The organism is Streptomyces sp. NPDC020917, from assembly GCF_044333795.1.
Classification (GTDB): Bacteria; Actinomycetota; Actinomycetes; order Streptomycetales; family Streptomycetaceae; genus Actinacidiphila.
The window spans coordinates 39,933-55,842 of record NZ_JBIRRR010000020.1 but is presented as its reverse complement, the minus strand read 5'-3'; the positions used below and the strand labels follow the sequence as shown (position 1 = coordinate 55,842).

Below are 15,910 nucleotides of genomic sequence, written 5' to 3'. Positions count from 1 at the left end.
CCCGTCCCCCGGGCGGCTCGGCGCCGCAGGCGTCGGGCGAGGCGCTGCGCGGGGGTGGGCGCACCATGCCCCACTTCGGCAACGGGCGTAAGCGTGCGCATGATTTTGCAGAGTTGAGTCTGTATTCAACGAAAGTGGATACGGATATTGCACGCGTGTGTCCAGGAGGCTACGGTCCCCCTGCACCGTCCAGCCCCACCCGGCGACCGGGCCGGCGATCCCCCCACCCATCCCTCCTTCGTTCCCCCGCACCCCGCTCCGTGAGGCGGTCCGCCATGCCCGGGTGCGCCTCCCCCCACCCCTTCGAAGGGAGCAAGTCGTGTTCGCCAGACTCAGAAAGCTCAGGCGTGCGGTCGCCGCGGGAGGTGGCACCGCCCTGCTGACCGTGGGCGTGGTCGCCCTCGCGGCACCGCAGGCGATGGCCGCGGCCACCGGCGGCAGCGGCGCGAGCCTGCCGTACGTCGAGGTGCAGGCCGAGAACTCCGCCACCAACGGCACGGTCATCGGCCCGAGTTGGGCAGCCGGCCAGCTCGCCGACGAGGCGGCGTACCGCAAGGCGGTCACGCTGTCGGGCAGCGGCAAGTACGTCACCTTCACCACGCCGGTGGCGACGAACTCCATCGACTTCCGCTACAGCATCCCGGACGGCTCGGGCGGCTCGGTCTACACCGCGCCGCTGTCGTTCTCCGTCAACGGCGCCGCGCAGTCCGACTTCACGCTGACCAACGCCTACAGCTGGTACTACGGCAGCTACCCGTTCACCAACACCCCGGGCAGCAACCCGCACCACTTCTACGACGAGGCGCACCGGCTGCTGTCGCAGACGTATCCGGCCGGCACCACCTTCACCCTGCAGGTCCCGTCCGGCGGCACCGCCACCACCATCGACTTCGCCGACTTCGAGAACGTCGGCCCGGCACTGGGCCAGCCCTCGGGCTCGGTGTCGGTGACCAGCAAGGGCGCCGACGCCACCGGCGCCGCCGACTCCACCGCGGCCTTCAACGCGGCCATCGCGGCGGCCGGTTCGGGCGGCACCGTGTGGATCCCGCCGGGCACCTTCAAGGTCCCCGGCCACATCATCGTCAACAACGTCACCGTCGCCGGCGCCGGCATGTGGTACTCCACGGTCACCGGCGCCGCGCCCGGCTTCTACGGCAACTACCAGCCGAACCCCAGCAGCAACGTCCACCTGCAGAACTTCGCGATCTTCGGCGACGTCCAGGAGCGCGACGACAGCGCCCAGGTCAACGGCGTCGGCGGCGCGCTGTCCAGCTCCTCCGTCTCCAACCTGTGGATCGACCACATGAAGGTCGGCGCGTGGATGGACGGGCCGATGGACGGGCTGACGTTCAGCGGCATGCGCATCCGCGACACCACCGCGGACGGCATCAACTTCCACGGCGGGGTCACCAACTCCAAGGTGACCAACAGCGACATCCGCAACACCGGCGACGACGGCATCGCCACCTGGGCCGACTCCAGCCTGGGCGCCGACGCCAACGACACCATCTCCAACAACACGGTGAGCCTGCAGATCCTCGCCAACGGCATCGCGATCTACGGCGGCCACGACAACACCGTCAGCGGCAACCTGGTCACCGACACCGGTCTGGCGCAGGGCGGCGGCATCCACGTCGGCCAGCGGTTCACCTCCACGCCGGTCGGCACCACCACCATCTCCAACAACACGCTGATCCGCGACGGCAGCCTCGACCCGAACTGGCAGTTCGGCGTGGGCGCGCTGTGGTTCGACGGCAGCCAGGGATCGATCACCGGCCCGATCAACGTGAGCAACGCGCTGATCGAGCAGAGCCCGTACGAGGCGATCCAGTGGGTCGAGGGCACCATCAGCGGCGTCAACCTCGACAACGTGACGATCGCCGGCACCGGCACCTTCGCGCTGCAGGAACAGACCGGCGGCGCGGCCAAGTTCAGCAACGTCACCGCCACCGGCGTCGGCGCGTCCTCCCCGGTGTACAGCTGCGAGGGCGGCAACTTCGCGGTCACCGACGGCGGCGGCAACTCGGGGATCAGCGGTACGCCGCTGTGCGGCGGCTGGCCCACCCCGGTCTTCCCGCCGTACCCGGCCGAGGGTGTGACGGCCAGCCCGAGCGCCCTCAACTTCGGTTCGGTGGCGACCGGTGCGACCAGCGCCGCGCAGACCGTGACGGTCTCCAACCCGACCGGTGCGGCCGCCGCGGTCTCCTCCATCGCGGCCGGCGGCGACTTCGCCCAGACCAACACCTGCGGCTCGTCGATCCCGGCGAACGGCTCGTGCGCGGTCAGTGTGACGTTCAAGCCCACCGCGACCGGCAGCCGCAGCGGCACGCTGACGGTGAACGCGGGCGGCACCACCAGCACCGTCGCCCTGTCGGGCACCGGCACCGCGCCCGGCCCGGTGCTGAACGCCACCCCGGCGTCGCTGTCCTTCGCCGGCACCGTCGTCGGCGCCACGGCCGGCGCGCAGACGGTGACGGTGACCAACTCCGGCACCACCTCGGCCACCGTCTCCGCGGTGTCCGTGTCGGCCGGGAGCAGCGACTTCAGCCAGACCAACAACTGCTCCACGATCGCGGTCGGCGCCTCCTGCGCGGTCACCGTCTCGTTCAAGCCGACCACCGGCGGCGCCCGCACCGGCACCCTGACGGTCACCAGCAGCGCCAACAACAGCCCGACCACGGTGGCGCTCAGCGGCACCGGCATCGACAGCTCCACGAACATCGCCGCGGGCAAGACCGCGTCGGCCAGCTCCAGCAACGGCACCTACACCCCGGCGAACCTGACGGACGCGGACGCCTCCACGTACTGGGAGAGCGCCAACGGCGCCTTCCCGCAGTGGGCGCAGGTCGACCTCGGCCAGAGCTACGGCATCGGCAAGGTGGTGCTGAAGCTGCCGCCGGCCACCGCGTGGGCGGCGCGCCAGGAGACGCTGTCGGTGCTGGGCTCGACCGACGGCTCGTCGTTCGCCACCCTCGTCGGGTCGGCTGCCTACACCTTCGACCCGAACGCCAACAACAACACGGTGACCATCACCTTCGCGTCCGCCACCGCGCGGTACGTGCGGGTGAACATCACCGCCAACTCCGGCTGGACCGCCGGGCAGCTGTCGGACTTCGAGGTCTTCCCCAGCGGCAGCGGCGGCAGCCCGTCCGCCACGCTCACCGCAGCCCCGGCGTCCCTGACCTTCGCCTCGCAGGCGCCCGGCACCACCAGCGGCGCGCAGACGGTGACGGTGTCCAACACCGGCACCGCCGCCGCGTCCGTCTCCGGGGTGAGCGTCACCGGTGACTTCGCGCAGACCAACACCTGCGGGTCGTCGATCGCCGCGGGCGCCTCCTGCACGGTCGGCGTGACGTTCACGCCGACTGCGTCGGGCACCCGCACCGGCACGCTGACCGTCGCGAGCAGCGCGTCCAACAACCCGCTGACGGTGGCGCTGACCGGCACCGGCAGCGGCACGGTCGCCACCAACCTCGCGGCGGGCAAGGCCACCAGCGAGTCCAGCCACAACGACGTGTACCCGTCGTCGCACGTCACCGACGGGGACCAGAACAGCTACTGGGAGAGCGCCAACAACGCGTTCCCGCAGTGGGTGCAGGTGGACCTCGGGTCGGCGCAGAGCGCCGGCAAGGTGGTGCTGCAGCTCCCCGCGTCCTGGGGCGCGCGCAGCGAGACGCTGACGCTGGCGGGCAGCACGGACGGTTCGACGTTCACGACGCTGAAGGCCTCGGCGTCCTACAGCTTCGACCCGGCCGCCAACAACAACACGGTGACGATCACCTTCCCGGCCGCCACCGAGCGCTACTTCCGCGCGACGTTCACGGCCAACTCCGGCTGGCCCGCCGGCCAGCTCTCCGAGTTCCAGGTCTGGAGCTCCTGACCCCGCGGGACGTCCCGACCTCCCCCCACGGGATCCGGCGCCGCCGGGAGGGCACCCCCCTCCCGGCGGCGCCGCCGTCGTTCAGGGCCGGGGCCCCAGCAGGCGGGCGTAGAGGTCGATCAGCGGCACCGACTCGGTCTGCCAGGACCACTGGCGCAGCACGTCGTCGCGGTCGTACGCCTTGCGGTAGCGCTTGGGGTTGGTGAGCACCGCGCCCACCGCGCGCACGAAGTCGGCGGTGTCGCCGGCCCGGAACACCTCGCCGTTGCCGAGTTCCAGGGTGGCCGCGGCCATCGCCCGCACGTCGCTGACCACCACCGGCAGCCGGGCGTGCGCGTACTCGAAGTAGCGTGAGGCCAGCACCCCCTGGTGGTGCGGCAGTTGGTGCACCGGCAGCACGCCGATGTCCGCGGACGACAGGAACGCCGGGATCTCCTCAACGGGCACGTACGGCACCACGTGCAGCCGCGCGTGCACGCCCAACTGGGCGGCCCGGTCGCGCAGTTCCGCCAGATACGGATCGCCGGTGTCGGGCACCACGAACGCCGCGTGCAGGTCGTACAGCTTGGGCAGCGCCTCGATGACGGTGGCCGGGCCGCGGTCGGGCAGCAGCCGGCCGGCGTGGACCAGCAGCGGCGTGTCCTCGGACAGGCGGCAGACGGCGCGCACGCCCTGCGGGCCGTCCGGCGCGGCGGTCAGCGGCGGCGCGTTGCGGCACACCGTCGGGGTGGCGGACAGGCCGTGCCGGGCGCGCAGTTCGCGGGCCAGCCGGTCGCCGACGGTGACCACCGCGTCCGCCTCGGGGGCGAACGTGCGCTCGTGGGCGTCCGCGGCCACCGTCGCCCGCCGGGTCGGGGCCGGGACCCGCGGCGGCGCGTCCCACACCACCTCGATGCGGTGCCCCGACGCCTCGGCCCGCAGCGCCGCCCGGATCGCGACGCCCAGCGTGCGGTGGCCCAGGGCATGGATCAGGTGCGGCCGGACCGAGTCCAGCGCGGGCCCGTAGGCGACCTCCTCGTCGAGCAGGCCCGGGTCCAGCCGGCGCCAGGCGCGGCGGCGCAGCAGCAACCGGGCGAGTTCGGTGACGATGTTGTCCAGCCGGGTGTCCGGCTTCTCCCTGCGGTGCACGGCGGTGCGGTGCTGCGCGGCCCGGGCGCGCGTCCACACGGCACGCACGCCGTGCCGCAGCAGGGCCAGCAGATGACCGCATCGGGCCACCGCGCGCAGCGGCAACGGCCGGTGGACGAGGGCGAGTTCGGCGCCGCGGGTGGCGAGCAGCGAGCGCCGCGCGGCGACCAGGGTGGTGCGGTGGGTGTACGCCTCGGCGCTGCGGTAGGCCAGCGGCCAGCGAAGTCCCGGGCGGGGCCGCAGCATGCGGTGGGTGCCGATCACGCCGGCCACGGCCACGGTGCGCGCGGCCACGCCCAGCGGCACCGCCGTCGCCGGCCCGCGGCCGATCAGTGTCACCTCGTAGCCGGCCGCCCGAGCGGCAGCGGCCACTCTCAGGGCGCGGGAGTCACCGTCGAGAACGCCGCCCGACACGACCGCCACGCGCGCTGAGCCGCGTAAAGTTCCCGCCATTCCCGTACCCAACCCGATCCAGTTGATCAAAGGGTTAAGTATGCCTGGCCGCGCGGCAAACGCGCACTGAGGGGGTCGTGGTCCCGCCACCGCGGACGCCGGCGCCCCGGCACGCGCGGGATGCCGTTCCCGCGCGGGCCCCGCCGGCCCTGCCCGGCCCTCGGAGCGGAGTCGCGGGACACGGCCCGCTCAGCGCCTCAGGCGGGGCTCGGCTCGTCGGCCGTGGGCAGCCCGTGCAGATCGCGGGCCGTGTGCGTGATGCCGGTGAGGAAGGTGTGGGCGCGCGGCGAGGCCGACGCGGTGAGCCACTCCTGGTCGATGTCGCAGACCACGATGTGCACGCCGGTACCGGCCAGCGCCAGCGGCAGGGTGTGCACCACCGTCGAGGGGAACGACAGCACCGAGCGGCCGATCGGCCCGCGGCGCGCGACGAGTTCCAGCGGCAGGTCCGGCCGGACGATCTCCAGGCCGGTCTCCGCGGCCAGCCGGTGCAGCTTGTCCGCGGCCTCCCTGCGGTGCGCGAAGTACCGCTTGGCGCCGTGCCGTTCGGCAAGCGAGCGGACCACCGCGAGGTAGCGGTCGGGGTCGACCACGCCGGTCTCCACCAGCGAAGTGCCGATCAGGTCGGTGCCGGCCAGCGTGCGCGGCGGCCCGAACCGGCTGCGGGTCCAGGCGAACCGGTTGGTGCGCAGCGCCATCCCGGGCGGCGGCGTCGCCGGCATCGCGCTGAACAGCTCGACGCGGTGCCGCCCGCCGGGCGTCAGCTTGCGCCGCGCCGCGGACGCGAACAGCCCGAACGCGAGGTCCACCGGCGACATCCGGCGCCCGCTGCGGTGCCACCGCACCAGCCGGCCGCCGCGGTTGAGGATCTCGGTGAACTCCATGGTGGCGGTGCCGTCGTCGACCACCGTGATGTCCCGCACCGAACGGCACAGCGGCAGCAGCACCTGCACCAGCCGGGAGAACGGGTCGCCGAGCACCAGCCGGCGCACCCGCAGCAGCAGCGGCGCCAGCGCCACCGCGGTGCGCAGCAGCCCGCCGCGGCCGCCGCGGGCCTCGAACCAGCGCACCACCGCGCCCTCGTCACGGGCGAGTTCGGCCATCCGGCGCAGCTGGCCGCGGCTGGTCGGGTCCGACGGCGAGAGCACCACCACGGTCAGCGGCTGCGCCGGTTCCACCGCCGCGGGCTCGTCCGCGTCGGCAGTCCCGCGGCGCTCGGCGCCGGAGCGGGCCGCGGGGATCACCGGACCGGCCGGGGGGTGGACGTGCGCCCACTCCAGGACGTTGAGCAGCTGCACGGGCGACTCGACCAGGGCGACGGCGCCCGTCCCCGGTACGGGCTGGCGTCCGCCGGCCGGCGGCGTGGGCCCTTCGGTCATCCTGCTCGGTCCCCTCGTTCCTGGTGTCTCTCGTCGGGTCCGCCCGCGGGCGGTCTGCGATCCGCGGGCGGTGTGCGGCCGCGGCCGCCGGCCGGGGTCGGCCCGGACGGCGGCCGGCCGCGGGTCAGACGCCGGCGGTCTCGTGCGCGGTCTCGCCGGCGGCCTCGGCCTCGGCGACGACACCGGCGACGCGGCGCAGCTTCTTCATCGGGCCCAGCTCGCCCTCGTAGACCTTCTTCACGCCGTCACCGAGAGAGGTCTCGATGATGCGGATGTCGCGCACCAGGCGCTCCAGGCCCTGGGACTCCACCGACGCGGCCTGGTCCGAGCCCCACATGGCGCGGTCGAGGGTGATGTGCCGCTCGACGAAGACCGCGCCGAGCGCGACCGCGGCCAGCGTGGTCTGCAGGCCGACCTCGTGGCCGGAGTAGCCGACCGGCACGTTCGGGTACTCCGACTGCAGGGTGTTGATCATGCGGAGGTTGAGCTCCTCGTGCTTCGCCGGGTACGTCGACGTGGCGTGGCACAGCACGATGTTCTCGCTGCCGAGGACCTCGACCGCGTGGCGGATCTGCTTCGGCGTCGACATGCCGGTGGACAGGATCACCGTGCGGCCGGTGGCCCGCAGCGCGCGCAGCAGGTCGTCGTCGGTCAGGCAGGCCGAGGCCACCTTGTGCGCGGGCACGTCGAACTTCTCCAGGAAGGCGACGGACTCCACGTCCCACGGGGACGCGAACCAGTCGATGCCGCGCTTGCGGCAGTACTCGTCGATCGACCGGTAGCCGGCCTCGTCGAACTCCACGCGGTGGCGGTAGTCGATGTAGGTCATCCGGCCCCACGGGGTGTCGCGCTCGATCTCCCACTGGTCGCGCGGGGTGCAGATCTCCGGCGTGCGCTTCTGGAACTTGACCGCGTCGCAGCCCGCGGCGACCGCGGCGTCGATCAGCGCGAACGCGTTCTCCAGGTCGCCGTTGTGGTTGATGCCGATCTCGCCGGTGACGTACACGGGCTGGCCGTTGCCGATGTGGCGGCTGCCGACGGCACGGAGGTTGGCGGGGAGGGTGTTCTGCGAAGAGGTCACGGGGGAGGTCCTTCGTGGTCGGGACGTGTACTTCAGGGGGTTTCAGGGGATGGAGGGCGGACCCTGGCTCAGCGGGCCAGGTTCGGGCCGAGCAGCCAGGCGGCGATCTCGCGGATCGCACCGTGGCCGCCGTGCGCCGTGGTGACGGCGCGCGCCGCGGCCCGCACCACGTCGTGGGCGCCCGCGACGGCGACCGGCCAGCCGACCAGGCCGAAGCACGGCAGGTCGTTGACGTCGTTGCCGGCGTAGAGCACCCGCTCCGGGGCGATGCCGTTCTCCTCGCACCACTGCTTGAGGGCGAGGTCCTTGCGGTCGATGCCGTGCAGCACGGGAACCTGCAGCTTGCGGGCGCGTGCGGCGACGACCGGGTTGGTCTCGGTGGACAGGATGAGGACGGGCAGCCCCGAGCGGCGCAGCGCCGCGATCCCGAGCCCGTCGCCGCGGTGCACGGTGACGGCCTCATGTCCGTCCGCGTCGATCAGCACCCGGTCGTCGGTCTGGGTGCCGTCGAAGTCGAGGACGACCGCGTCGACGTCGTCGGCGGTCGGGGTGGCCGCGTGCGGGTCCAGCAGCGGCGCGAGGGCGCGGGCCCGCTCCAGGTCGGCGGGCTCGTCGATCTCCAGGACCCGCGCGGGGTCGGTGCGGACCAGCGCGGTGCGGCCGAAGAAGCGGTGGCCGGCGGCGCGGAAGCCCGCGGCGCGCATCCCGTAGGCGGCGCCGGTCTCCAGCAGGTCCTGCGGGCGGTCCTGCCGGCGCGGCCGGGTCGCCTTGTCGTGGTTGACACCCACGCCGCCGGCCGCGGCGGGGATCGCGGTCTCCGCCTCTGCGGTGTCCATGGCGTCCATGGCGTCCATGGCGTCCGTGGCGTCTGTGGCGTCCCGCCAGACGAAGCCGTGGAAGGGCGCGACGGTGTGGGCGGTGTCGGCGCCGTCCTCGGTGACCGCGGCGACGACGCCGTCGATCTCCTCGCTGGTGATGAACGGGCTGGTGCACTGGACGAGCAGCACGACGTCGGCCGGTATGCCGGACATGGCCGCGTGCGCGTCCATGGCGTGCAGCACCGCCGCCTCGCTGGTGGCCGTGTCCCCGGCGATGGACTGCGGGCGCAGCACCACCTCGGCGCCGGCCGTGCGGGCGACCTCGGCGATCGACGGGTCGTCGGTGGACACCACGACGGCGGTGACCCGGCGGGCGCCGGTGCAGGCGCGGACCGCGCGGGCGACCAGGGGCACGCCGCCCACCGGCGCCAGGTTCTTCCCCGGCACCCCCTTGGAGCCCCCGCGGGCGGGAATGACGGCCAGTACGTGGGCACTTGCCGTCTGCGGCGTCTGGTTCATCGGGTGGCTCCTGTCACTTCTCGGCTTCCGCCGTGGTCGTCCGCCCTTCTCTGGGCGGCTCCTTCTGGGCGGCCGGCTCGCGCATCTCGCGCGGCGGGGTGCGCCCCTTCAGGGGCGCGGGGAACTGCGTGACCGGCCCACCGCGGCCCTCGGGCCGTCACCGCCCCGGAGGGGCAGATGCGGTCGTCACCGGGCCACCGGCCGGAAGGCGCGCTCACAACTGGCCCCAGCGGCGGATGGCGGGGGCGACGCGCTGGACGCCCTGGCGGTACGCGGTGCGCGCGGAGTTGCGGACCAGGTCGCGGACGGCGCGGCGGACCGGTCCCGGCTCGGTGGGCGCGAGCCCCTCGATCGGCTCGCCCTTGACGTTCAGGCCGTGCCGTGCCAGCACCCCGGGCAGGTACCCGGGCGCCGTGCGCGCGGTGTAGTACGGCGCCAGCCGCGGCAGTTGCCTGGCGCCCAGCAGGCCGCGCACCCGGGCCCGCAGCGCCGCGTACGGGTCGGCGCCGGCCACGCCCTGCGCCGCGGTCCAGTCGGGGTCGGCCTGCGGCAGGCGGCCGTCGTCCAGCTCGTCCCAGGACGCGTAGAGGCCCGAGCCGAGGAAGTGGTGGTTGCCGAGCGCCTCGCGGATCCCGAGGTCGGTGAGCACGGCGGTCGGGATCCCGCGGTGCAGCGCCTCCAGCGCGGCGGTCGAACTGACCGTCACCAGCAGGTCGGTGCGGTCCAGGACCTCGGCCATGTTGCCGTAGACCAGGCTGAGGTTGTCCGGCGGGTTCAGCCCGGCCACCAGCTTCTGGTACGGGTGCTCCTCGATGTGCGTGGTGTGCTCGCCCGGCTTGCTGCGCAGCTTGACCAGCACGGCGCGCTCGGGGTGCCGCCGCGCGTGCTCGACGGTGCGGCGCAGCAGGTGCATCCGGTCGGCGCGGCCCTCGGGCGCGGACGGCTGGACGGCGAAGGTGACGGTGAACGGCCGTGCCGGGTCCGGGCGGTAGCGCTCGCCGCCGAGGAACGGCAGCGCGGTCTCCACGATCGCGTCGGCCGGGTGGCCGACCCCTTCGTACACGGCGGTGAACCGTCGTGCGTCGTCGGCGCTGTTGGCCAGCACGACGTCCGCGCCGGCCCGCAGCAGCAGGCCGTCGGCGAGCTTCTCGTAGACCACGCCCACGTAACCGGTCACCACGACCGGACGCGAACCGCGGCCTTCCCAGGCCCGGTTGAAGCCGTGCAGCAGCGCCTGGACGGTGCCGCCGACGCAGGAGACGACCACGACGTCGCAGATCTCGTCGTTCGTCGCGGCGAGGATCTCCGCGGCGGTCGCCTCGACCATCGAGTCGGCGGGGATGCCCAGTTCGGCGAGCTGCCGCGGGGTGGGCGTGGCCCGGCCGCGGAGCAGGCGCGCATCGACGCGGGCCTCGGGGTCGATACGGCGCGCTATCAGCGCACCCCACTTCCACCGGGTATCCGAATCGGCGATCACCGTGACCCGCAGCGGGCCGGACTTGCGTTCTGGCACGACGCAGACGGTAGGAAGCCGGAGGGTTCATCCGACAAATCCGCGACCAACGGCAGGTAAACAAAATGCCGCCACTTTGCACCTCTCCAGGTGGCAGCGGTGCACCTGACCGCCGGCGAAGACGCACGTCACCGTCTCGTCATCTTTCGTTTCACCAGATGTTCACCGGCGGCTAATCACCGAGCCTTAGGCGCCCGTAGTGTTCGGCGGGTGGTAAAGCTCTCCGTCATCGTGCCGTTTTACAATGTGCAGCAATACGCTCCTGACACGCTGCACAGCCTGCGCGCCAACGCCAGGTCAGACTTCGAATTCGTGTTGGTGGACGACAAATCCACCGACCGGACGCCCGAACTGCTGGAAAGAGCGCTGGACTCCCTGCCGGGCGCGCGCCTGGTACGGCACGAGCGCAACGGCGGCCTGGCCACCGCGCGCAACACGGGCATCGACGCCGCCCGTGGCGAGTACCTGACCTTCCTGGACGGCGACGACTGGTACGGGCCCGGCTACCTGCCCCGGCTGGTCGCCGCCATCGAGGACATGGGCACCGACTTCGTGCGCGTGGACCACGTCCAGTGCACGGGCAGGACCCGCAACGTGATCCGGGTGCCGCACGGCCGCAGGGGCGTCGCGCTGAAGGCGCGCGACGCGATCCTGCCCGCCGACCGCTCGACGTCGGTCGACTACCCGTACGCGTGGGCGGGCATCTACCACCGCCGGCTGCTGGACGCCGGGTTGCTGCACTTCCCCGACGGGCTGCGCACCGCCGAGGACCGGCCGTGGATCTGGCGGCTGCACCGCAAGGCGGAGACGTTCGGGGTGGCGGAGCTGTTCGGCATCTTCTACCGGCGCGGCGTGACCACCTCGCTCACCCAGATCGGCGACGTCCGCCAACTCGACTTCATCCGCAGCTTCGACCAGGTGATCGCCGAGGTGAGCGAGGACCCGGACGCCGACCGCTTCCTGCCCAAGGCGGTCCGCACCTACTGCGCGATCATCGCCCACCACCTGGGCAACATCGAGCGGTTCGAGCCGCAGGTGGCCCGCAAGCTCAAGTCGATGAGCGCCGCCGCACTGCGCCGGCTGCCGCAGGACGTGCTCGCCGACGCGCTGGACTCGATGGACCTCGAACGCAGCGTCAAGATCCGCAGACTTCGCTGGCGGATCCCCGCCGACGGAACGGCGGCCGCGTGATGGCCGTCGGCACGGGCCGCACCCGCGGCCGTACCCAGCTCTTCGTCGCCTCCACCCTCTACGGCGCCGCCACGCTCGCCGCGGCGCTGGACGCGGGCTGCTTCGAGCGGGCCGACCGCCGGCTGCTGGTGGTCAGCAACAACGCGGCGATCCCGGAGATCACCCCGCCGCTGAACGAGGCGCCCGGCTTCGCCGCGCTGCGCCCGCGGTTCGACAGCCTGCGGTCGTGGAACGAGGCGATCCACCCGCTGCACCCCGGCGGCTGGTCGCCGCGCGCCGACGACGCGCCGATCTGGGAGCGGCATCTGCGGATGCTGTGGGACCTCGGTGACGACGAGATCGAACTGGTCGTGGAGTCCATCCAGGTCGAGCCGGCGCTCGCCGTCGCCGCGTGCTTCACCGGCGCGCCGATCACCGTGTACGCCGACGGCCTGATGTCCTACGGCCCGACCCGCAACAAGATCGGCGCGCTGGTCGACACCAGGATCGACCGGCTGCTGCACCTGGACCTGGTGCCGGGGCTGCGCCCGCTGCTGCTGAGCGAGCACGGCGTGGAGGCCGAGGTGGTGCCGACCGAGGAGTTCGTCAAGGTCCTCGCCGAGGTCGCCGACGCCTCGGAGGTGGCGGCGGGCAGCACGCTCGCCGACGTGCCCTCCGGCAGCGCGCTGCTGCTCGGCCAGTACCTGTCGGCGCTGGGGCTGATCAGCGCCGCCGAGGAGGAGGACCTGCACCTGACGATGGTGCGCGGGGCCGCCGCACTCGGCCACACCGAGATCGTCTTCAAGCCGCACCCGACGGCGCCGGCGCACTGGACCGAGCCGCTGATCGCCGAGGCCGAACGGCTCGGCGCGCGGCTGACGGTGCTCAACACCCCGGTGCTCGCCGAGGTCGTCTACCAGAAGGCCGAGCCCGCGCTGGTGATCGGCTGCTTCTCGACGGCGCTTCTCACCGCGTCGGCGCTGTACGGGATCCCGGTCGCCCGCACCGGCACCGGCCTGCTGCTGGACCGGCTGACGCCGTACCAGAACAGCAACCGGATACCGGTCACGATCGTGCACGACGCACTCCCCGACCTGGCCGACGCCAAGGCGGTACGCGCCTGGCGTGCGCCGACCCCGGAGTACGTCGAGGGCGAACTGACCCCGCTGCTGCACACCGTCGGCTACTGCATGCAGGCGCAGGCGTACCCGCAGTTGCGGGACGAGGCGGCGGACTGGCTGACGCACCGTCTGACCGACCGGACCTGGGTGTACTTCAAGCGCCGGCGGCTGACCTCGCTGGGCCTGCCGGGCGCGGTGCCCTCGCGGCTGGCGTTCGTCCCGCGCAACCGGACCGTCCGCCGGGTGGCCCGCCGGGCCCGCGCGCTGAAGAAGGCCACCCTGGGGTGAGTGTGGGGGTCCCGTGATCTCCGGGCGGCTACGCGCCGGTCACCGGTGGGGGCTGCCCTACGATGGAAGCGTGACCGACATCACCCACGGCAGCCTGCGCGGCCAGCCCACCCGCGCGGAGGAGATCCGTGCGGGCGGTCTGCGCGACGAGAAGAGGAGGCAGACCCGGCGGCACATCGCCGAGGTCGCGACCGGCCTCTTCCTCGAGCGCGGCTTCGGCCAGGTGACGATCGCCGAGGTGGCGCGGACCGCCGAGGTCTCGGTGAACACGGTCTACACGTACTTCCCGTCCAAGGAGGACCTGGTCTGCTATCCCGAGGAGGTCTCGGCGCAGCGGATGGTCCAGATGGTCGAGGACCGCACGGCCGGCCGGTCCGCGGCCGGAGCGGTGCTGGGCGCGCTGCGCGGCGAGCTGCGGCAGGGCGACCGGATGGTCGGGCTGACGCAGGGGTTCGGCCGGTTCCTGGAGATGGCGCGGGCCGAGCCGACGCTGGCGGCGCGGCTGGACGCGATAGCCCGCGAGATGGTCGAGGCGCTCGCCGCGGTGCTCGCCGCCGAGACCGGCGCGGCGCCCGGCGACCCCACACCACGCCTGGTGGCCTCCCAACTCGGCTGGGTCCAGGAGCAGTTGTTCCTGGAGATCGGCCGCCGCAGCCACGAGGGACAGGCACCCGGCACGATCGCCGAGGCCGCCCTGGCACTGCTGGACAGCGTCGAGTCCCTCCTCGGCGACCGCCTCCTGGCCTACGCCACGCGTTAGGGCCCCGCTTGCGGGCCGCCCCGGCAGGGGCGCGGGAACCCCGGGCAGCCGGTCGGCCGGGAAGGGTCCGGCCGGCCGGGAAGGGTCCGGTCAGACGGGGGCGGTGGCCGCGGGGGGAAGGCCGATCCGGGGTGGGGGCTAGAAGGCGTCGGTGGGCACGTAGGTGCCCCACACCTCGCGCAGGGCGTTGCAGACCTCTCCCACGGTGGCCCGGGCCCGCAGCGCGTCCTTCATCGGGTACAGGACGTTGTCCGTGCCCTCCGCGGCCTTGCGCAGCGCGGCGAGCGCCGCGTCGACCGCCTGCTGGTCGCGGCCGGCCCGCAGGTCCGCCAGCCGCTGCGCCTGCTGCGCCTCGATCGCCGGGTCCACCCGCAGCGGCTCGTACGGTTCCTCCTCGTCGAGCTTGAAGCGGTTGACGCCGACCACGGTCCGCTCCCCCGCGTCGGTCTCCAGCGCGATCCGGTAGGCGTTCCGCTCGATCTCGGACTTCTGGAAGCCGTGCTCGATCGCCGCGACCGCGCCGCCGAGATCCTCCACCTTGGCCATCAGCTCCAGCGCCGCCGCCTCGACGTCGTCGGTCATCTTCTCCACCACGTACGACCCGGCGAACGGGTCGACGGTCGCGGTGACGTCGGTCTCGTAGGCGAGCACCTGCTGGGTGCGCAGGGCGAGCCGCGCGGACTTGTCGGTGGGCAGCGCGATGGCCTCGTCGAAGCTGTTGGTGTGCAGCGACTGCGTGCCGCCGAGCACCGCGGCCAGGCCCTGGACGGCGACCCGGACCAGGTTGACCTCCGGCTGCTGGGCGGTGAGCTGCACGCCGGCGGTCTGGGTGTGGAACCGCAGCATCTGCGACTTGGGGTTCTTCGCTCCGAACTCCTCGCGCATCACCCGCGCCCAGATCCTGCGGGCCGCCCGGAACTTGGCGACCTCCTCCAGGATCGTGGTGCGGGAGACGAAGAAGAACGACAGCCGCGGCGCGAAGTCGTCCACGTCCATCCCCGCCGCGATCGCGGTGCGCACGTACTCGATGCCGTCGGCGAGGGTGAAGGCGATCTCCTGCGCGGGCGAGGCGCCGGCCTCGGCCATGTGGTAGCCGGAGATCGAGATGGTGTTCCACTTGGGGATCTCGGCCCTGCAGTACGCGAAGATGTCCGCGATCAGCCGCAGGCTCGGCTTGGGCGGGAAGATGTAGGTGCCCCGGGCGATGTACTCCTTGAGCACATCGTTCTGGATGGTGCCGGTCAGCTGCTCCGCGGGCACGCCCTGCTCCTCGCCGACCAGTTGGTAGAGGAGCAGCAGCAACGCGGCGGGGGCGTTGATCGTCATCGAGGTGGACACCTTGTCCAGCGGGATCCCGCCGAACAGCACCTTCATGTCCTCGACCGAGTCGATCGCCACCCCGACCTTGCCGACCTCGCCGTGCGCGATGGCCGCGTCGGAGTCGTGGCCCATCTGCGTCGGCAGGTCGAAGGCCACCGACAGGCCCATCGTGCCGTTGGCGATGAGCTGCTGGTACCGGGCGTTGGACTCGGTGGCGGTGCCGAACCCGGCGTACTGCCGCATCGTCCACGGCCGCCCGGTGTACATCGACGGGTACACGCCGCGGGTGAAGGGATAGCCGCCGGGCGCGCCCAGCTTGGCGTCCGGATCCCAGCCGTCCAGGGCGTCGGGACCGTAGACCGGCTCGATCGGCAGACCGGATTCCGACTCGCGCGCCATGCTCACGCCTCCGCTGAAGAAACTCACTGGTGGGGCCAGCCACGGACTGTAGTGGCGGCCGTGCTGCCCGTGCAGTGCGCC

The 15,910-nt window shown here is 72.9% G+C and carries 10 protein-coding genes; 4 read left to right on the top strand and 6 right to left on the bottom strand.

The window, feature by feature from the left end; translation table 11 throughout:
- Positions 1–319 precede the first annotated feature (319 nt).
- Entirely contained in the window at positions 320–3,880 is a 3,561-nt protein-coding gene (locus tag ACH4TG_RS32170; protein ID WP_398246142.1) for a choice-of-anchor D domain-containing protein, read from the top strand.
- An 81-nt stretch (positions 3,881–3,961) separates the two neighbouring features.
- Here ACH4TG_RS32170 and ACH4TG_RS32165 read toward each other — a convergent pair whose 3' ends face one another.
- The 5 genes from ACH4TG_RS32165 to ACH4TG_RS32145 form a co-directional block, all read right to left on the bottom strand.
- Positions 3,962–5,380 (bottom strand): glycosyltransferase, encoded by a 1,419-nt coding sequence (locus tag ACH4TG_RS32165; RefSeq protein WP_398246141.1) that lies wholly within the window; start codon positions 5,378–5,380, stop codon positions 3,962–3,964.
- A 278-nt stretch (positions 5,381–5,658) separates the two neighbouring features.
- Positions 5,659–6,840: a hypothetical protein gene (locus ACH4TG_RS32160; RefSeq protein ID WP_398246140.1), complete on the bottom strand. Its 1,182-nt coding sequence runs from the start codon at positions 6,838–6,840 to the stop codon at positions 5,659–5,661.
- Between the two features lie 124 nt (positions 6,841–6,964).
- Positions 6,965–7,921 (bottom strand): N-acetylneuraminate synthase family protein, encoded by a 957-nt coding sequence (locus ACH4TG_RS32155; RefSeq protein ID WP_398246139.1) that lies wholly within the window; start codon positions 7,919–7,921, stop codon positions 6,965–6,967.
- A gap of 68 nt (positions 7,922–7,989) precedes the next feature.
- Positions 7,990–9,258 (bottom strand): cytidylyltransferase domain-containing protein, encoded by a 1,269-nt coding sequence (locus ACH4TG_RS32150; protein WP_398246138.1) that lies wholly within the window; start codon positions 9,256–9,258, stop codon positions 7,990–7,992.
- Positions 9,259–9,472: 214 nt separating this feature from the next.
- Entirely contained in the window at positions 9,473–10,771 is a 1,299-nt protein-coding gene (locus ACH4TG_RS32145) for a DUF6716 putative glycosyltransferase (RefSeq protein ID WP_398246137.1), read from the bottom strand.
- A gap of 210 nt (positions 10,772–10,981) precedes the next feature.
- Here ACH4TG_RS32145 and ACH4TG_RS32140 point away from each other — a divergent pair, with 210 nt between their 5' ends.
- The 3 genes from ACH4TG_RS32140 to ACH4TG_RS32130 all read left to right on the top strand — a co-directional run bounded on the left by ACH4TG_RS32140 (position 10,982) and on the right by ACH4TG_RS32130 (position 14,110).
- The gene (locus tag ACH4TG_RS32140; protein WP_398246136.1) at positions 10,982–11,962 is read left to right on the top strand and encodes a glycosyltransferase family 2 protein; all 981 of its coding nucleotides are present in this window, start codon (positions 10,982–10,984) and stop codon (positions 11,960–11,962) included.
- Positions 11,962–13,350, top strand: coding sequence for a polysialyltransferase family glycosyltransferase (locus ACH4TG_RS32135; RefSeq protein WP_398246135.1), 1,389 nt, complete (start codon positions 11,962–11,964; stop codon positions 13,348–13,350). The genes ACH4TG_RS32140 and ACH4TG_RS32135 overlap by 1 nt, the downstream gene beginning before the upstream one ends.
- A 70-nt stretch (positions 13,351–13,420) precedes the next feature.
- Entirely contained in the window at positions 13,421–14,110 is a 690-nt protein-coding gene (locus ACH4TG_RS32130) for a TetR/AcrR family transcriptional regulator (protein ID WP_398246134.1), read from the top strand.
- 138 nt (positions 14,111–14,248) lie between these two features.
- Here the strand turns inward: ACH4TG_RS32130 and ACH4TG_RS32125 are convergent, their stop codons facing one another.
- Positions 14,249–15,829, bottom strand: coding sequence for a methylmalonyl-CoA mutase (locus ACH4TG_RS32125; protein ID WP_398246133.1), 1,581 nt, complete (start codon positions 15,827–15,829; stop codon positions 14,249–14,251).
- Between the last annotated feature and the right edge of the window lie 81 nt (positions 15,830–15,910).